General features: G+C 61.2%; 18 protein-coding genes and 2 pseudogenes. 9 read left to right on the plus strand and 11 right to left on the minus strand.

Annotated elements, in window-relative coordinates:
- Positions 1–128 precede the first annotated feature (128 nt).
- The gene (locus tag HHL22_RS22230) at positions 129–1,262 is read left to right on the plus strand and encodes a PQQ-binding-like beta-propeller repeat protein (protein ID WP_169533634.1); all 1,134 of its coding nucleotides are present in this window, start codon (positions 129–131) and stop codon (positions 1,260–1,262) included.
- A gap of 519 nt (positions 1,263–1,781) precedes the next feature.
- Here HHL22_RS22230 and HHL22_RS22235 read toward each other — a convergent pair.
- The 5 genes and pseudogenes from HHL22_RS22235 to HHL22_RS22255 all read right to left on the minus strand — a co-directional run bounded on the left by HHL22_RS22235 (position 1,782) and on the right by HHL22_RS22255 (position 6,717).
- Positions 1,782–2,414, minus strand: a complete 633-nt coding sequence (locus HHL22_RS22235; RefSeq protein WP_169533635.1) for a POT-type proton-dependent oligopeptide transporter — start codon at positions 2,412–2,414, stop codon at positions 1,782–1,784.
- 109 nt (positions 2,415–2,523) lie between these two features.
- A pseudogene (locus tag HHL22_RS24540) lies at positions 2,524–3,120 on the minus strand (POT-type proton-dependent oligopeptide transporter); the annotation flags it as partial.
- Positions 3,121–3,358: 238 nt separating this feature from the next.
- On the minus strand, positions 3,359–4,756 hold the full coding sequence (locus HHL22_RS22245; protein WP_169533636.1) for an amidohydrolase family protein: 1,398 nt from the start codon (positions 4,754–4,756) through the stop codon (positions 3,359–3,361).
- A gap of 129 nt (positions 4,757–4,885) precedes the next feature.
- Positions 4,886–6,241, minus strand: a complete 1,356-nt coding sequence (locus HHL22_RS22250; RefSeq protein ID WP_169533637.1) for a Y-family DNA polymerase — start codon at positions 6,239–6,241, stop codon at positions 4,886–4,888.
- 5 nt (positions 6,242–6,246) lie between these two features.
- Entirely contained in the window at positions 6,247–6,717 is a 471-nt protein-coding gene (locus HHL22_RS22255; RefSeq protein WP_169533638.1) for a LexA family protein, read from the minus strand.
- Positions 6,718–6,964: 247 nt separating this feature from the next.
- Between HHL22_RS22255 and HHL22_RS22260 the strand changes: the two genes are divergently transcribed.
- Both HHL22_RS22260 and HHL22_RS22265 read left to right on the plus strand, forming a co-directional pair.
- Complete coding sequence (locus HHL22_RS22260; protein ID WP_169533639.1) at positions 6,965–7,441, plus strand: hypothetical protein; 477 nt, start codon at positions 6,965–6,967, stop codon at positions 7,439–7,441.
- Between the two features lie 260 nt (positions 7,442–7,701).
- Positions 7,702–8,109: a hypothetical protein gene (locus HHL22_RS22265; protein ID WP_169533640.1), complete on the plus strand. Its 408-nt coding sequence runs from the start codon at positions 7,702–7,704 to the stop codon at positions 8,107–8,109.
- Here HHL22_RS22265 and HHL22_RS22270 read toward each other — a convergent pair.
- Positions 8,106–8,354, minus strand: coding sequence for a hypothetical protein (locus HHL22_RS22270; RefSeq protein WP_169533641.1), 249 nt, complete (start codon positions 8,352–8,354; stop codon positions 8,106–8,108). The two genes, HHL22_RS22265 and HHL22_RS22270, sit on opposite strands and share 4 nt — an antisense overlap.
- 62 nt (positions 8,355–8,416) lie before the next feature.
- Complete coding sequence (locus HHL22_RS22275; RefSeq protein WP_169533642.1) at positions 8,417–8,947, minus strand: hypothetical protein; 531 nt, start codon at positions 8,945–8,947, stop codon at positions 8,417–8,419.
- Positions 8,948–9,284: 337 nt separating this feature from the next.
- Between HHL22_RS22275 and HHL22_RS22280 the strand changes: the two genes are divergently transcribed.
- Both HHL22_RS22280 and HHL22_RS22285 read left to right on the plus strand, forming a co-directional pair.
- Positions 9,285–10,346 (plus strand): sodium:calcium antiporter, encoded by a 1,062-nt coding sequence (locus tag HHL22_RS22280; RefSeq protein ID WP_169533643.1) that lies wholly within the window; start codon positions 9,285–9,287, stop codon positions 10,344–10,346.
- Between the two features lie 218 nt (positions 10,347–10,564).
- Positions 10,565–10,981: pseudogene (locus HHL22_RS22285) on the plus strand (bestrophin-like domain); the annotation flags it as partial.
- Positions 10,982–11,024: 43 nt separating this feature from the next.
- On the opposite strand, the gene HHL22_RS22290 reads toward HHL22_RS22285, so the two are convergent.
- From HHL22_RS22290 to HHL22_RS22300, 3 genes are all read right to left on the minus strand, one after another.
- The gene (locus HHL22_RS22290) at positions 11,025–11,834 is read right to left on the minus strand and encodes a hypothetical protein (protein WP_169533644.1); all 810 of its coding nucleotides are present in this window, start codon (positions 11,832–11,834) and stop codon (positions 11,025–11,027) included.
- A gap of 8 nt (positions 11,835–11,842) precedes the next feature.
- The gene (locus HHL22_RS22295; RefSeq protein ID WP_169533645.1) at positions 11,843–12,916 is read right to left on the minus strand and encodes a hypothetical protein; all 1,074 of its coding nucleotides are present in this window, start codon (positions 12,914–12,916) and stop codon (positions 11,843–11,845) included.
- Positions 12,917–13,229: 313 nt separating this feature from the next.
- The gene (locus HHL22_RS22300) at positions 13,230–14,141 is read right to left on the minus strand and encodes a retropepsin-like aspartic protease (protein ID WP_169533646.1); all 912 of its coding nucleotides are present in this window, start codon (positions 14,139–14,141) and stop codon (positions 13,230–13,232) included.
- Positions 14,142–14,179: 38 nt separating this feature from the next.
- Here HHL22_RS22300 and HHL22_RS22305 point away from each other — a divergent pair, with 38 nt between their 5' ends.
- The 4 genes from HHL22_RS22305 (at position 14,180) to HHL22_RS22320 (ending at position 17,217) form a co-directional block, all read left to right on the plus strand.
- Complete coding sequence (locus HHL22_RS22305) at positions 14,180–14,680, plus strand: hypothetical protein (protein ID WP_169533647.1); 501 nt, start codon at positions 14,180–14,182, stop codon at positions 14,678–14,680.
- Positions 14,681–14,725: 45 nt separating this feature from the next.
- Complete coding sequence (locus HHL22_RS22310) at positions 14,726–15,583, plus strand: DNA/RNA non-specific endonuclease (RefSeq protein ID WP_169533648.1); 858 nt, start codon at positions 14,726–14,728, stop codon at positions 15,581–15,583.
- A gap of 302 nt (positions 15,584–15,885) precedes the next feature.
- Positions 15,886–16,551 (plus strand): TlpA family protein disulfide reductase, encoded by a 666-nt coding sequence (locus HHL22_RS22315; protein WP_169533649.1) that lies wholly within the window; start codon positions 15,886–15,888, stop codon positions 16,549–16,551.
- Between the two features lie 198 nt (positions 16,552–16,749).
- Positions 16,750–17,217 carry a hypothetical protein gene (locus HHL22_RS22320; protein WP_169533650.1) on the plus strand — a complete coding sequence of 156 codons (468 nt, stop codon included), beginning with the start codon at positions 16,750–16,752 and terminating at the stop codon, positions 17,215–17,217.
- A 156-nt stretch (positions 17,218–17,373) separates the two neighbouring features.
- On the opposite strand, the gene HHL22_RS24545 is transcribed toward HHL22_RS22320, so the two are convergent.
- Positions 17,374–17,805 (minus strand): BLUF domain-containing protein, encoded by a 432-nt coding sequence (locus tag HHL22_RS24545; protein ID WP_169533651.1) that lies wholly within the window; start codon positions 17,803–17,805, stop codon positions 17,374–17,376.
- Positions 17,806–17,900: the final 95 nt, after the last annotated feature.

Below are 17,900 nucleotides of genomic sequence, written 5' to 3' on the forward strand. Positions count from 1 at the left end.
AGGAGTAAGAAGATAGGACTTTAGGCACAATGACAAGTAGCTCTTTTCTCGCTCTTCTCCTGGGAATAGTTGAATAACATAATCTTTCTTCTCGGACAAACCTTGGAATATGTGCGTTTTTACCCTCAATGGCACTAGCTGCAAATTATAGTACTTTGGCGGAGAACCATCTCTACCAAAGAGCATTCATTATGACTGGCAAGACGGTACTTATCTATTTAATATTCTTCCTAGTAGCCTGCTCTGCCGACCGCAAACCAGTCGATGACAGCCGAGAGCATGTGAGACTGCTCTGGCGAAACCCTAGCCTCAATTGGGTAACTTCTTCGCTCCTTCTGAAGGATAGTCTGCTCTATTTTGGAAGCTTCGACAACGCGTTTTGCACGGCTAATCTAGCCGATGGCAAACTCAAATTAGCTTTTAAAACGGGGGATGCCCCATACTATCAACCCGTTATTTCCGGGAATAGAGTATACTTCTCCAGCTTTGACTTAAACGTGTACTGCCTCGATTCCTCGGGCAAGCTAGTTTGGAAGCGGAAAACAGCTAGCCGCGTTAAGAATGAGCTGCTTGCGCGAGATAGCATCTTGTACATTCCAGTCCGCCATGATGGCTTGTGGGCAGTAAAGGCGCGTACTGGCGAGACTATTTGGCACTTGTCGCAACCCAGCGTAAGCTTGTCAACCAACCAGCCTCTGTTGCGAGCCGATAGACTTTACGTTGGTATGTGGGGACTGTCGGACAGCTTAGTAGCAGTAGATAGCAAAACAGGTAAGCTAGAGTGGGCCATTAGTTATCCGAACTATACTAGTTCGGACCCCGTCGCCTCACCCGAAGGATTGGTGGTATGCAACGATAGATATTACAAGGGCGGGCAAGTTAAATTACTCGACTATGCGAGCAGCAAAGAAATCTGGAATACGGCTTTGAAGTGTGAGGCTCTATTCAAACCGCTTGTGCAAGACAGTCAAGTTATTGTGGCTACGTACGATGAACAAGTGGTTTGTCTGAGTACTAGCACGGGAAAGCTGTTGTGGGTCACTAAATTACAACCGAAAGAAGAGGTAGCTACTCAGTTTTGTCGCTTCCAGCAAGGCATCTATTTTGGTACCACGGCTCGCAATTTGTACTGCCTGGATAGCCAGACCGGTAAGCTTCTTTTCAAGGAGGCTTTTAACTACGGCCTATCAGACCCGCTCGTGGCAAACAGGAAGCTCTACATTCCCACCGGGGGCAACGAACTCTGGTGTTTGAAAGAGTAACACCCAGCTTATAATAGGCCGAATAACCCGTTTTACGTGTTGCAGTCCACGGTATCTAGAATGTAAAAGAGGGGCCTATAACGTTTATTGAACCCACGATTACTTGACGTTATAAGCTCAGCGATTCAGGGATTTGCTTTTTGCCTGTCTTTACGCGCTACACCGACTAGTAGGCCCTCCTTGCTAGCCTCATTCGATGGCAGTAAGGGCTATGTATAATTAGCCCCCTTCGCGGCCTTATCACCAGCAGAGAAGCTGCTGGGCTACCGAGTTGGGGGTTCCCCTTATTAGTAACAATACCTTGCAAAGAGTCGAAAAAAAGCGCGGTACGGGGGGCTGGTTTATTGGCGTGCGGTGCTTAGAAATGCAGCGGAGGCGCTCCTCAGGGTAGCAAATCATTCTAAAGTAGGCCTGGCTTTAGGCCAGGTAGCTGGCAGCCCCTGCGCAGCTGAGCCCTGACGCGGCTAGCGAGCGAGGCCAGCCAAACGCCCAAGACCCAGACGACCAGCTTAGCTTCCCTTAGCGGGCGGCGCCCCCCACGAACACCCGCTCGGGTAGCCGCGCGGCCACTACCGCAAATAAGGTGACGTTGACCGCCATCAGGGCCACGGAAAACCAGTAGAAATTAGCCCCGTGCAGGCCCGCCAGCCAGCCGCCCCGCGCCAGGCTGCCGTTGAGCAAGCTCAGCCCCAGGTTGGCCGCCGCAATGGTGAGCACCCACAGGGCCGTGGTGAGACTTTTTAGGGCCTTGGGCGCGTGGGTGTAGGCGTACTCCAAGCCCGTGATGGCCACCGTGATGACGCCGCTCGCCAGCACGCAGTAGGCCAGCACCTGCCACCAGGCCGAGGGGTGAGCACCCGCGTCGACGCGGCGCTGCACCGCGCCCACGATGCCCACCGCCAACGCCGCCACCACCATGCCCGCCCCCAGGCGCCGCAGCGGCGTGGCGCGCACCCCGCGCCGGGCCAGGGCCGGGTAGAGGCCATAGGTGAGCAGCGGGTTCAGCCCAATGCCGAACACAATGCCGGCCAGCTGCAGCTGCTCGGCCAGCGGCGTGAAGCACGGCCACAATTCGCGGTTGAGGTGGGTGGCCTGTAAGACCCACTCCGAGGCGCTTTGCTCGTTGAGCATCCACAGCACGGGCACGAACACCGCGCCGATGCGGCGCAGGGCCGCCCGGCCCCAGCGTCTGGCGCAGGCCGGCCCGCAGGCCGGTGGGTGGCACCCGCACGTAGCGCCGCCGCCCCAGCCAAAAGAGGAATGTCGCCGTGGCCATCAGTAGCCCCGGCACCCCGAAAGCTACCGCCGGCCCGTGGTGAGCATAGAGCAATGGGGTGAGCACCGTGGCCAGTGCCGCCCCCATGTCGATAGCTAGCTGAAACCAGCCGTAGGCTTTGGGCAACAGTACCGCGTTGGCCGGGGTGAATTGGTCACCGAGGTTGGCCGTCACGCTCGACTTGATGCCGCCCATGCCCACCGCCACCACCAGCAGCCCCAGCCGGAAACCGGTTAGGTTGGCGTGAAAAGCGGCCAGCAGCGCGTGCCCGCCGCAGTACAACAGGGACAGATAGAGGATAACGCGATACTTGCCCAGGACCCAGTCGGCCAGCAGGGCCCCTACCACTGGCAGCGCATAGCCCAGCGCCACAAACGAATGCACCAGCTCATTGGCGCGGGCCTCGGCCCCGGCCGTGAAGGGCGTGTGGTGGGTGGGGTTGAAGAAATGCGCCACCAGAAACGTGGGTAGGATGGTGAGCATGCCGTAGTAGCTGAACCGCTCGGCTACTTCGCTGCCGATGAGGAAGGGCACCGACGTCGGGAAGGCGGGGGCGGGCGCAGCGGAAGCCGAAGGAAGCATAGGCGAGGGCGGGGCCGCCGCAGGGGCCCGTTAGGTGGCGGCAAAGTAAGCTACCCAGCGCCCAAGCCGGCGGAGTAGTCGGCGGTATCGCCGCGTGACGGAAGTGGCAGACGCCTTCGGTAGGTCGCCTCCTAGGTCTACCCAAAAGGGTCGTGTTGGCAGTTAGTCGCGGGTTACCGCGGCTGACCAGGACGTGGGGTAGCAGGCTGGCCAGGCCTTGAGCCAGCTCGCCCAGTGCTTACTTCGTGGTAGCGACCTGCTGCAAGTGCTGGCGCAAGCTGTCCAAGGCGGCCGGCGAGAGGTAACGCCCATCCGCCACGACGCCCACAATGCGGCGCGTATTGGCAATATCGACTATGGGATTGGCGCTGAGCAGGACCAGGTCAGCTAACCGGCCCGCCTGCACCGCCCCAAAGTCCTGCTGGCGGTGGTAAAACAGGGCGGGGTTAAGCGTCGCCGTTTGCAAGGCCTCGAGCGGGGTAAAGCCAGCCGCCACAAAGCGCTGCAGTTCTAGGTGTAAACTCACGCCGGGAATTAAGTCTACGCCCGCCGGCATATCCGTCCCAGCCAGAAAACCCACGTGCGCGGCGTGCAGCTTGCGCACGAGGCCCAACTCGTGGTCCACAAACCGGGCGCGCACCGCCAGCGGGTCCGTATCTAGGCTGCGGGCGATGCCGAGTTGGGCCTTGGGCCAGCGCTGCAGCACCCAACTGCGCCCCGCGTAGGCTAGGTCGGGGTCCTGCCGCCACGCCAGGCTATCGACCAGCCATTGGCCGCGCTCCCAGAGCAGCGTCGGGCACTGCCACACCGGTGGCCGCTGCTGGCTCAGCCACCGGATGAACGCCGCTTCGCGGGCCGGGTCGTAGGTGGCCAGCAGGCGGGCCGGCAGCTTGGCCCCACCCGCCACAAACTGGTCTTCCGCGGTGGAACTCGCCTCAAACACGCCAATCAGGTGCTCGAAGCTGCGCTGGCCGGCCGCCACCGCTTCCCGGGCCCGCACGGCGTCGGGCACGTGCCCTTCGAACGGCAACCCGCGGGCCTGGGCCTCGTGAGCAATGGCAAAATAGGCCGCGCGGGGCACCAGCGACTGAATTTTAATAAAGTCCACGCCCCGGCGCTGGAGCATCGCCACGGCGCGGCGCCCGTCCTCGGCCGTAGCAATGGCTATCGACGCTTTGTAGGGCGATTTCGGCCCGTCGAGCATCGGCCCGCTCACCACCAGGCGGGGTCCGAGCAGCTGGTGAGCGGCCACGGCGGCGCGGGCGTACAAAATAGAATCCAACTCGCTGCCCATGTCGCGAATCCCCGTGACGCCGCTCACCACCAGCAGGGGCAGAATCAGCTGGGTGCCGGCGCTCGCCGTCCCGTCAAAGTAGACGTGGGTGTGCATGTCCCACAACCCTGGAATCAGGTACTGCCCCCGGGCATCCACTACGTGCCCCTTGCCGGGCGCGGTGCGGGTGGCCGGCCCCACCTGCACAATGCGCCGGTCCCTAATCACCACCGTTTGGTCGGGCTGAATCTGGCCCGTGGCCACGTCCACCACGTTGGCGTGCACGAACGAGAGGTCTTGCGCCCGTCCTGCCCACCCGCTAAGCAGCAGGAGCACCAGCAGCTGTAGGAACGTAGTAACCATGTACAGGATAAGAAAAAAGACGATGGCGAAAAGAGGGGCGCCCGTGTCAGCTTGGTGGTCAAAGGTAGACGAGCCGACAACCAGCTCCCAAGCGGCCTCTGCCAACTAACCGAACTACCTAACCGAGCACTAGCGCACGGTCAGCAAGTCTTCTAACCGCGTCGTAAACGCCGGTGACTGCCAGTGTGCTTGCCCCTGCCAAGGCGCGCGCGTATGTCCCGCCATGACGGCTAGCGCGGGCACGGTACTGCCTAGCCGCACGGTACCGCGGCCGTAGCGGGCATTCAGGGCATCAACCTGGGCCATCAAGTCGGCCCGCTTGGTGACCAGCACCGGGGCCGGCGGCACCACCACAGCCGCGGGTGCCGCAAACAGCCCCAACTGCTGCCCACTACTGGGCGGTTCCAGCCCGTCGAGCACTACCCCGGCCTTGTGGTAGACGGTGCCCGGTTCCCAAACCCGCGCTAGTAAGTGCGCGGCATAACGGGCCAGCACCAGCGTATCGGCCGTAGGGCCGCCTGGTAGCGTCAGGGTGGCTGAGCGCGAATAGGGCGGGGGCACCCGGGAGTCAAAGCGATTCTTCTGCACGTACACCGTCAGCACGTAAGCCTGGTCGCCCTGCCGGCGCAGCTTTTCCGCGGCCCGCGACAGAAACGAGGTAACGGCCGCCAGTACGTCGGCCTGGGCCGTGAGCGGCCGGCCAAAGGTGCGCGAGCAACTGATACTTTGTCGACTGAGGGTGCCGTCTTCCGAAGGGTGCAGCCCGGCGCAGGGGTAGCCTTGCAGTTCGCGCACCAAGCGGGCCCCAACTACGCCGCCCAGCATTTTGCGAGCCCAGGCCTCGCTGACCTTGGCCAGGTCCGCCGCCGAGTCGATGCCGACGGCCGTGAGCTTGTGGGCATACTGGCGGCCGATGCCCCACACATCGCCTATGGCCACTTGCCCTAGGGCCCAACGGCGGCGCTCGGGCGAGTCAAGGTACAGCACCCCACCCAGGGCCGCGTCCTTCTTCGCCAGCCGGTTGGCAAGTTTGGCTAGGGTCTTGGTCGGGGCCACCCCTACGCAGGTTGGGATACCGGTGCGCTGTTTGACCTGCGCCCGAATTTCGCTCGCTAGTTCGTCCAACTTGCCTAGGTAGGGGGTAAGGTGGCGTTGCAGCCCGCCTAGGTCCAGGAAGGCCTCGTCGATGGAGTAGATTTCTACCCCCGGCACGGTCTGCCCCAGGTAGTGCATCACCCGCCGCGACATGTCGCCATAGAGGGCGTAGTTGCTGGAAAAAACCTGCACCCCGTGCTGCCGCAACTGCTCCCGGACCTGGAAGTAGGGCTCCCCCATTTTGAGGCCTAGGGCCTTGGCCTCCTGGGAGCGCGAAATGATGCAGCTGTCGTTGTTGCTGAGCACCACCACGGGCTGGCCTTCAAGCCGGGGCTGAAAGACGCGCTCGCAACTCACGTAGAAGTTATTGCAATCCACCAGCCCGAACATAGCGCCTAATCGTAGCTTTGTATAAGCGCCGTGAGCCGGCCCGGAATGAGTTCGTGCACCACGTGCGTCACCACGCCCCAGATGTGCACCTCGCCCGTGTCGCGCACGCAGTAAGGCTGGTAGGCGGGGTTGGCGGGCACCAGCCACCAGTCCTCGCCCCGCAGCTCTAGGCGCTTCACCGTGCAATCGCCTTCGATAACCGCCACCACGATGTGCCCGTGGTCGGCCGTCAAGTGCTTGTCCACCGCCAGCAGGTCGCCGGCGTGAATTTCCGCCCCGGCCATGCTCTCGCCCATCACGCGCACCAGGTAGGTCGCGTCGGGGTGACGAAACAGTAGCTTGTTGAGGTCAAACAGGCCTTCCAGCTCGTCGGTGGCCGGCGAAGGAAAGCCGGCCGATATCCGGCAGCTAAAGACGGGCAGGTAAGCGCCAGGCAGGGGCGCTTCCTGCACCGGAATGAGCAAAACGTCGTGCATAAGGCGCTAGCAGCTAAAGGGGAGCGGACCCCAAAGTAAACGACTGCTAATCGCATTAGGCTATTAGGCAACTATTCGTGTTAGCATGAGTGCTTGACAATCAGCCGTAAATACTTTTTAGCGTTAAGCTCAGCAGCAGTACAAAGCCTTCGCCGTGAGTGGAATAGTTGCCGGGGCAACTTGACAAGGCTAGGCTGTACCACGTAGCTTAGTAAGCTGATTTCGCCAATTGCCCTATCACGACCAGATGGCCACTACTAAAAAATTACGCTATGCTATCGACGAGGACCAGCACCCGGCCACCTGGGAAACAAGCGTCGATACGGAATATGAGGAAGCGCCGCCCGGTGACTTCCCCGAAGTGGTGGACGCGGACTACGAGCTGGCGGCTGACCCCGATTACGACGATACCGGGCAGGTAGCATATGACGACATAGCGGACCCTGATTACGGGGACGAAGTAGCGGGGCTAATGCCAGTCACCGCAGAGAAAGCAGCCGAAGCCCCCGCGCCAGTCACGCAGCGCCCGCAGGCGGGGGGCTTTACCTACGTGTTAGGCCGCGCCGTACTACCCATGACGCAAGAGCAGTCGTACCCCATTGTCTGGCGCGGGTACCTAAAGGAGCGCCACCCAGACACGGGCCTGCTACACCGGGTGCCGGTGTATCGCCTTGCGGACGGCTTTTGGGATTGCTACCGCGAGGACGAGTTACGGGTAGTGTAGCGCTGGCGCATGAGGAGCGGTGCTGCGGCTAACCACAGGGAGGCCAGTGCGTTAAAGTGGACAACTGAGCCTGCCTCGTTCGCTTGACCATCAGCAGTGCCTTGCGTGCTTGTAGGCTACCCTAGCTAAACTCGTCTGGGAAGAGCGCGACTTTGCGGGATGGCTACTGGCACGAGCTAGAAGCTGCGTTGGTTCGACCATACTACGCTTGAGCAGCACGTGCAGGGGGATTTAATAAACCAGCTTCTCAACCCTACCTTATGAAATGGTTCCTGCTAGCGGCCGGCCTGCTCGGTACCACAGCTACGTACGCACAGACCGCGCCCACTACGGAGGCGGTGGCTACTTACCGTTACTGTGCCCTGATTGTGAGCGACCGCTACTTCAATGCGCCGGATAGGCCCTACCTCGACTATGGCCAGGCCGCGCCGGGTGCCGTGGCCGACCCGGAGATGGCGGAGATGGCCAAGAACATCAGCCAGTCCCGTTCCATTATCGACATGCTCAACTACCTAGGTCGGCACCGGTGGGAGTTGCTGACAGTGACGCCGGTATCCACTGAGCTACGCAGTACCAGTACCGGCACCCAAAACGTGGCCAACGCCTATACCCTGAGTAGTACCGCAACCTATGAAACCCGGTACGTATTTCGCCGTCGTATCCCCTAAAATCTTGGCAGCTTAACGTAGTGGCTGTAGTCCTCCAGCGGCACCGCGCTCACAAAGCTGCGCAGCACTACGGGCTTCTTGTCCTCGATACCGACCTCTACAAAGAAGCCGCGTCCTTCGTCTAGGCAGTGGTAGAGGTTGACTCCGCCTTGGTCTTCCCAGCGCTGGGCCAGAAAGGTGCCATGCTTGAGCACCCAGTACACTTGTACCACGGGCGAGAGCAGGCGGAAGGCGTAGAAGCTCACGGCCGTGAAACTAGCGCTAACTAGGTAAGCGGCGTCAGAGCTGGCTACGCAAGTGCCTCGTGCTAGGTAAGTAACCCGGCAGACTCAACCCGGGTAGATGCCACATCCTGTTCGAACTTACCTATGATGTGCGTAAGCTTGGCGTCTTGTTGGGCTGCGCGGGGTAGCAGAGCGCAGCCGCTAACGTAGTCAGGCCGAGTTTGCTGCAGCCAAGAAACGGCATCCTCGGCATCGCCAAATAAGGCTACGTTCACCGACCCATCCAGCGAGCGCAGTACGTATTCGGCTAGCTCCCGAGCCCGCAGGCCAGGGCCGTATACCCAGGCTAGTTGCTGCACACCCGCCAGGCCTAGGTTGGGGAAGAAATGCTGGGCCAGCCAAGGGGCCACGTCGTAATCCACGTGGGTAAGACTGGTGTTATTATTGAACACCCGCGAATAATTGTAGGAAACGAAGCAGTGGGCCACTGCGAGGCACGCCTCCTGTACCCCAGCTAGGGTTAACTCGCCCTCCCACTCCAAATAAAGCCAGTTGTTCCAGGTATCAAAATGTACGTGTACATGGGGGGCAGAGCAGAGATGCCGCAGGTTCATAACAAAGGGGTGAAAGAAATTCTGCAAAGCTCTGATAATAAGTACAGCAATAAAAAAGCAGTTAAATGCAAAAGACCCTTGCCAGCAGTGACAAGGGCCTTTTTATACCAGAGTTTATTGCAACATTCATCTACTGTCCTACTTAGCAAGTAGCTAGGCGCCGCCCCCTAGGGCCAGCACTACGTACAGCACCCAGCCCACCAGCTGTACGCGTTCCGCTGGCCAGCTCAGGTTTTACTATGCTCTCGCACTACACATCGGGTACGTAGTTTTAATAACGGACTCAGCCTAGGCAAGGGCTTTCGCGTAGCAGTTTCTTTCGTCGACCTGCTGCGCTATGTTCGCCCATTTAGCTATTCCTTTACTGCTGGCCGTCTTTGCGGCCGCTGGGGCTGCCGTGTGGGTAGCCGGCATCTACCTGTCCAACACGACATCAGCACTGGCCACTCGTTTCGGATTGGGGCAGGCATTAGGCGGGCTACTCTTGCTCGCCGTGGTCACGAACTTGCCCGAGTTAGCCATCACGGTTAGCGCCGCTCGAAGTCAGCACTTAGAACTGGCCACTGGCAACATCTTAGGCGGCATTGCCATGCAGACGCTGGTGCTGGTCGTGCTGGATATCGTGGGGCTAGGCGGCAAGGCGGCACTCACCTACCGGGCGGGCTCGCTAGTCCTGGTGCTCGAAGGCATTTTGGTGTTGGCCGTCCTGACCGCCGCCTTGCTAGGTAGCCAGCTGCCTGCGTCCCTACTCATAGCGCGGGTGCCGCCGGCGGGCCTGTTGATACTACTACTGTGGGTGACAGGGGTGTGGCTGATTGGCAAAGCCCAGCAAGGGCTGCCCTGGCAAGTAGTGGATAGCCCAGCCCCTAGGCATCAGCAGCCTTCGCACCAGCATGTTCCCCAGGCATCAACTCAGCAGCCCCACGCTAGCACGACGCGCACAGGGCTGATCTTCCTGGCGTCGGCGCTGGTCACGCTCGTAGCGGGTGTAGTGCTGGAGCGCAGCGGGGATGCTCTGGCCACGCACTGGGGCATGAGCGGACTCTTATTCGGGGCTACAGTGCTGGCCGCGGCTACCTCCCTGCCCGAGATATCGACTGGCCTGGCCTCTATGAAGGCCGGCGACTACCAGCTAGCCATCAGCGATATCTTCGGGGGCAACGCGTTCCTGCCGGTACTGTTTCTGGTGGCCAGCGTGCTATCGGGCCAGGCGGTACTGCCCCACGCTGGCAAGACTGACCTCTACCTGACAGGCGTGGGGATGCTGCTCACCTGCGTGTATCTCTATGGCCTGCTTTTTCGCCCACGCTGGCAAATTGCTCGAATGGGGGTTGACTCACTTCTCGTCTTGTGTCTTTACGCCCTTAGTCTCTTGGGCTTGCTAGCCATCAGTCGGTAGGCTGTATCAACCGCCCTCCCCTTACAGCCTAAGCGAAGTCTACTTAGTTCACCCTCAGCAAATCCTCCAAGCGCGTGGTAAAGGCCGGCGACTGCCACTGCGCCTGGCCTTGCTAGGGCAGTCGGGTATGCCCCGCCATCATTGCCGGCGTGGGCCAGCCCTTGCAGCAGCAACTGCGCACTTACACAATCAACATTGTGCAGTAATCCTGGCCAGCCCAGCGCCGCGGCCTGGCCAATGACCAAGAGCGCGTACTGCTCACGCAGTTCCAAGATAAATTACTACACACAGAAGTTTCTTCCTTGAGTCAACAAGTGCTACATGGCCAAGCAATCGAGACGTTTAATAAACTGGTGGAGCTGCGCCGCCAGCGCATCGAGAGCATTAGCGTTAGCGTGCCTGGCGTATTATGGGCGGCGGTGCTCATCGGCGCGCTGATTACAATTGCCTTTTCTTACGGCTTTATCGTGGTGAGTCTGCGACTACACGCCGTGCTTACGGGGCTGCTGGCCTTGATGGTGGGGGTCATGGTATTCGTCATTGCTGCCCTCGACCATCCCTACCTGGGCGAAGTCAGCGTGAGTGCAGACGCCTACCAGGTAGTCCTCGATAAGGTCATGGTCCCTACGCCATAAGTCATGAACCTGATAAGAAACTAATTGGCTCAGTAGACAGCGGCTACTGGTTGGCCGTCGAGCGCTGGCCCCGGTGAAACAGCAGTTCCGGCCGTACCACGCCCAGCGAATACACCAGCAACGCTTTCACGACCAGGCGGTCGTCGCTGGAGGTGAGAGGCAGGCCCAGGCCCAAATTCAGGTCGAAGCCGAAGCCGCGCAGGTCGAGGGTGGGGAAGAGCTGGTGGTAGTGCGGCTGCCGGAACACGCCCAGCTCGCCGAACTCATTGTACAGCTCCACGCCCGGTTGCAGGTGGTAGAAACGCCGGTAGTACACGCCCGCGTCGAGCCGGGTAGTGGGCCAAAATCGCGCCTCCTCCCCGCTAATGGCTTTACTCAGGGTGGGGTTAAGCACCACCCGTAAATCATTGAAATCGTGCTCCAGCACCGTGCGTACCTCTAGTTCCTGGGTGTTATCGTAGCGCTGACGCGGCACGATATAGCCTAGGTAAAAGGAAGTATTGATGAAATGCTCGTAGCGCCGCGCGAGTCGGTAGCGGTACACGGCCTGGAACTGCGACACCTGCAAGCCCGCCCCGCCGGGGTTCTCCGCATTCAGATACACCCCGAAAGTGGACTGGTCGGTAAGGCCATATTCGAATTCGAGCGAATGCGCCGATAGCCCGTTGCGGCTCAGCCCCTCGCCGAAGTGCTCGTAGTCAAGGCGGCTGCTAGGCACTACGGTTGTCCAGAGCGTCGCCTCCAACCAACCCTTGAGGGGCTGCTCGTACTGGTACACGCGGTAAAACGAGCGCTGGGCGTGCGCCGCGAGGCTGAAAGCCAGGGCCGGCAGCAGGAGTAGAAATTTTCGCATACAGCCGCTCATTTAGCTCCCGTTACCACCCGTACCGAGTCGAACCCTACGTCGAAGCCCCGCTCGAATACCCGCCCCAGCGTGCGGCCGTAGCGCCGAAAGGTGGGCGCTTCGGCCCGTAGGCGCAGCCGGTAGCGGTCGCCGGACCGCGCTACCCGCCAGTTCTGGCCGTAATGAAATGCCCAGGGGTGCCACTCGAAGGGCAGTTCCTGGGTGCCCAAGTCGCGGCCATCCGGCCCGGTCAGCGTGGCTGTCAGGTGCAGGCCGGGTACGAAGCGGCCGGTGCGGGCCTCCTGCACGGTCGCTTCCACGTGGGCGTTGAGCTGGGCGCTCTCCTCGGTGTCGATTTCGTAGGTGAACTTGTTTTTCTTTTCGTCGAAATTCCAGGTAGCCAGTGCGTAGTCCACGGCGAAGCCTACCAGGTAGTCGCCTGTACGCTGGGCGCCGCCGGAGTTCACGTCCTCGTAGAGCGCATCCAGCGTCTGGTGCTCCACATCGCCCTGGGCCTGGGCCAATTCGGTGTCAGCAGCGGCCAAGTCGGAAAGAGGGGGCTGGGCAGCCAGGGTGGCTGCGAGGGGTACCTGGTCGAACTCCACCACCACGGGGTGGGTGAGGCGGTCGCCGTTGTAGGGGTCGTGGCGGCGGAAGGGCAGGCGGGAGAGGTCGAGGCGCAACTGGTAGCGGCCGGGCGGTAAGGCCACGTTGGTGCCGTAGGCGCTGGCCAGCGGGTACCAGCCGGCGGGCACCGCCTGGGCCGGCCGCGCCCCGCCCCCGGCCGGCGTGAAGGTGGCCTGCACCGTAAGGCCGGGCAAGGGCCGGTCGTCGGCCCCGTCGCGTACGAACACCCGCAGGTGGGCCGTGGCATCGGGGGCGGGCGGGTGCCAGACCAAGGCCTGGCCAGCCAGCTCGTACCAGCCCTCGGGGGCGCTCAGGGTGTAGGCTACAATGTATTCGCCAGCCGGCTGCTGGTGGGCGGCCGGCGCGGCGTGGGTAAGGTACCACTTCTCAGCCCGCTCCTCGGCATAGCCTTGCTTGTGGGCCAGGTTAAGCTGGACTTCGGTCGCTTCGGTACTGCGGACCATTTGGGGTGGGGTGGCAGCCGTCGCCCGGCCCTGGCGGGTAGTTCGTAGTTGGCGGGAGGGGGCGGCGCACTGACTCCCTAAAAAACCGAGTAACAGCACGCTCAGCCAGGGAGCACGGTGGCACAGGCGAGCAGTGATTGACGTAGCCATGCGGGAAGATAGCTGACGCTTCCCTGGTTGGGTAGCTGGGTAAGCTACTGTCGGCAAGAAGTAGGCTTCATGCCAGACCTATCCGCACCAGGTAACTAGCTTGCCGCTGTCCACTATTAGGGCTTCTGCCTCTGTGCTACCTGCTACGCGCCAGGATGGCGTGTTACGGACGAGGCCTGAGAAAATAAAGGTAACCGCGACCGAAGTGAAAGCTGACCAGCGGTTCCTGGCCCAGGAAGGTGCGGCCCAGCAGGCCTTGGTAGGGCAGGGCCCGCCCGCTCTGGTAGCGCACGGGCGCCGTCAGCAGTACGGGCAGGTTGCGCCACTCGATGGGACCAAGCTGCAACCGGGGCAACACGGCGCGCTGGGCCCGCGTGCGCCCCGCCGGCCCGACGACTGTCTCCAACTGCGTGCCCGTCGGCCGGACGGCGGCGGGTAAAGCGTGAGCCAGGTCCGCATCGAGCAGGTTCTCGCGGGCGCCCGTGTCGAGCAGCAGCGAGACGGGCACGGCCCCAATGCGTGCCTGGGTGATTGGCCAGCCCTTGACGAGGGTGAAGGCCAGCGAGTCGCGGCGCGTAAACAGCCGCGCCGAGGAGGCCTGCGGGCCCAACTCATAGCAGCTCAGGCGCCGGTGGGCGTAGTCAATCACCACCTCAAAGCGGCGCAGCAGGCCCGTGCCGACGAGGCCCAGCAGCCGCGGGCCCACCAATGGGCGCAGCGCGGCCAGCGAGGTGGCCTGCGCCACCTGCGGCGGGCGCACGGCGCCGAACTCGAACTGGGTGACGGGCAACTCATACTGGGCAATGGCGCCCACCGCGCTGAGCCCGGAAAACTTGCTCGGGCGTAGTTGGCTGGGAAAGGCCGCTTGCTCCACCACCAGCGCGTAGGTACAACCCGTATCGAGGATGAAGTCGCCGCGTAGCCCATTGAAGGCTAGGTTGCGCAGCACTAAAATGCCCCCCACCGACTCAAACGGCACGGACACCAGGGGTACCGGGGCGTGGGAGGATTGCGCGGGAGGGAGGGGCGCTAGACCTAGGGTTAGGATTAGGCAGCGCAGCAGGAAACGAAGCATGGCCGCAAAGGTGCAGCTAGTCCCCTACCTTCGCCGGCATGAAGCGCACGCGCCTGGGTTGGCTGCTAGGACTGCTGCTGGCGAGCCCCGCGCTAGCCCAGCGCCCCACGGCGGAGCAGGCGCCGCCGGCGGCGAGTCCCATTTGGCCCCTCGACCAGCCGACGGGCACCGTCGTCTTTCGCGGGCCCACCCGCCGCCCGGCCACCCCCGCGCTGTGGCAGGCCGAGCACCTGCGCGCCTGGCTCAGTCGCACCTGCCCGAAGTGGGTGGAATGGCAAACCCAGGCCGATTCTACGCAGCTTTACCAAGGCGAACTGGCTGGGAGGCACACGGGCGTGGCCCTGCGCTTCGCCGGGCAAGTACGCCGGCAGCCCGCGGGCTGGCAGTACCAGCTGCTGACCTTCCGGGTGCGCTCGCCTACCCGCCAAGTCGACGTGGTGCACTGGCTGCCATTGCAACGCCTGCTGGATGACGCGGACTTTCGGCCCGACGTGCAGCACGTTCAACGGCAACTGCAGCAGGCGCTTCCGAGCCTGTAGTGGGCAACGGCCTAGCGCCCGACCTTTGCGGCCTACTTGCCTGGCATGACCCCTTACCTTCCCCGCTGCGCGAGCGCCGGCCTGCTGCTGCTGCTGGCCGCGGCCTGCACCAAAACCGAAGACGCGACGCCCACGGCGCCGGCCGGCCGCGACGACAACTTGGCGCTGGGCAATCCCAGTGGGGCGGTCACCAGCACCAGCAGCCCCACCAACTACCTGCTGGTCAAAGACCAGTACACGCTCAGCTATAACCGCGACCAGGGCAAGCCCAACTGGGTGAGCTGGCACTTGAGCAGCGCCTGGGAAGGCAGCGCCCCTCGGCAAGATGACTTTCGCGCCGACCCGGACCTGCCCGGCGGCTGGTACCAGGTCAAGCCCAGCGACTACTCTGGCTACGGCTTCGACCGCGGGCACCATTGCCCCAGCGCGGACCGCACCGGCTCGGTGACCGACAACTCGGCCACGTTCCTGATGAGCAACATGATGCCCCAGGCCCCGAACAACAACCAGCAGACCTGGGCCAATCTGGAGAATTACTGCCGCTTGCTGGTGGACGCGGGCAACGAACTCTACATTATTTGCGGCAGCTATGGCCGGGGCGGCACGGGTAGCAACGGGCCCGCCTCTACCATTGCTGGTGGGCGCGTGACGGTGCCTAGCAACTGTTGGAAAGTGGTGGTGGTGCTGCCCGTGGGCAGTAACGATGTGAATCGCATCACCAGCAACACCCGCGTGATAGCTGTCAACACGCCCAACAGCAACTCGCTTAGCTCGAGTTGGGGCGGCTACCGCACCAGCGTTGATGCTCTGGAGGCGGCGACGGGCCTAGACCTACTCTCGGCGCTCTCGACCAGCTTGCAGGCCCAGCTGGAAAGTAAGACCGATACGGGGCCGACGAACTGAGTAGGGAGAGAAGTCCGTCCTCCACGACATCGCCGCCGGGCGCCTGGTGCGCGGGCCCCACTAGGCGCCCCAGTCGGGTGGGCAGCAGGTAGCGGGTAGGTTTAGTTCTAACTTGGAGGGCATGAAAAATCCGCGACTATACCTGCTTATCGGCTTGCTCTGGTTAGCCACCGCCGCGCTTGCCTGGCACAACCATCGGCTGGAATACGCAGGCCTAGCGGCCGCTATAGCCGCCTTAAACTTGGCTATTTACGCGCGTAAGCGCCGGCAGTCAGTATAAGCGCTGTCTATCTTCGCCACCCATGAAACACCTCCTCCTCGCCGCCGGGCTGCTACTGGCCCTAGGGGCACAAGCGCAGGCGCAGGTCGTATTGACGCCCGCTCAGGTCAACGCGCTTACCAAAGATTATGCGACGTGGTACAGCTACGCCTACTACCACGTGCCGCTCACTCGCGATTTTAAAGCCCTTGACCAGGCAGGTAGACCGATAACTAAAAAGACTTTCTTGCAGCAGCTCGTAACAGGTAAGGTAGTAGCCTTGGCTAATGTAGGAGCGTCACTACAGCCCGTTTATCAACTCTACGCTTACGCCGGCAAGGATGCGCAACTCCGCAGCGTCAGTCAGCAACTGGCTCAGGCGGCCTTGTTCTTCGTGGACCAAGTAGGCAAGCCCCTCCCTGCTTTTCACTTCACGGACTTGCAAGGCAACTCCTATACGCCAGCTAGCACCCGGGGCAAAGTCCTGGTAGTGAAATGCTGGTTTATTCACTGCGTAGCCTGCGTAAAAGAGTTTCCAGAGGTGAATGCGCTAGCCGCTACCTACCGCTCCAATAAGGAGGTGCTTTTCCTTAGCCTCGCTACCGACGAGGCTACCCCCTTACGGAAGTTTTTGCAGCAACAGCCTTTGCAGTACGCAGTGATACCACATACCAGGGAGTATATCCAATCCAAGAGAAGTTGCGCGTGAACGGCTACCCTACGCACGTGGTAGTGGGGCGAGACGGTCGGATTGCGTACATGACCAACTCGGCGGATTATTTGGATTCTGCTATTAAAGCCGCGCTGTAAAGGGATGTTATTCTGTGGCCCTAGGCCCCACCCCGCAGCGGTGGGGCTTTTTCGTGGGGTCGCTTATTTAAGCTCATCTATTCTTAATTTAGCGGGCATGAAACACCTGTTATTGGCTATTGGAGAGGTTGCTACCCTTGCCGGCTGCTCGAAGAAGGAAGGACCGGCGCCTGAGCCTGGCCCTACAGCTGGTACCGCTACTTACCAGCGCGATGGGCAAACTGTCAACTGCCAGGCGACGATTGTGCGTATGCCATCCATACAAGGCATGACCTATTACGATATTTTAGAAGTAGTCCTCACTACCATTCCCCAGCCAGCTATTGGTTCGGAAGTATTATACGTTAATTATTATGGTACCCCCGGCGTTACAAAAGCGTCGAGTTTCTATTTAGAAGGCTGCACACTGGTGCGCAATGGGGCTCAGTATACTACTTATAGCCCCACCAGCTATACGCTGGTGAATACTAGCGGTGGTGGTTATTCAGGTTCGTTCGCCGGTGCCGTTACAGCCCCGGACATAAGCACTATCAGTGGGGGAATATTCACCGACGTACGCCTGTAATTGCTGCTGGTAGCGCCCTGCCCAGGGCTGGGGCCTTTGCGTGAGTTTCATTGTGCTGGCGAAGCTGGAAAAGCCGCAGCGGCCTTTCATATACTTGGCAAACTTGCTAGGCATTTGCTGCTCCCTAGCTGGCTCGCGGGCCAGACGGGCCGCTGACTACGTAGTGAAGCCAGTGGGCGGCTGCACAAGTGCTCGCATAGCTTCAACGAATAAGGACGCAACAGAACCGTAGCCCGGGAAGTGTTGCTTTGACTTGGTAGGCGCCAGATAGCCTGCTAAGTGGGTAAACTGGGCCGGCGAGAGGGCCTGAAAAGCCAGGGGCCAGTCAGCAAACTGACGGGTTGTGATGGGGTAATCGGCCACCCTGCTCAGATGCTGATGCCGCGGGTCTCGGATAATACGCGCATAGGCTTGCTCCAGGACGGCCGGCTCGCCCTCCAATAGTTGGATAAAGCGCCTGTCGCCATAAACCAAGGCCCCAGTGAGGTGCTGCCGTTCGTTTGCCAGCCGTGCTTGGTCGAGTAAGCACGTCAAGGCCTTAGCCGACAGCGGCCGCGTCGCCTGACTCAGGTAAATAAGATGGTGCATGTAGTCCTCCTATCAGTTCAGAACTGGGCCGCGAAGATACTTGTTTACGCAACGTTCTTGTCAGGGGCGACTGCGCGCCGACCAAAGGACGAAGC

Source organism: Hymenobacter polaris (genome assembly GCF_012927305.1).
GTDB lineage: Bacteria > Bacteroidota > Bacteroidia > Cytophagales > Hymenobacteraceae > Hymenobacter > Hymenobacter polaris.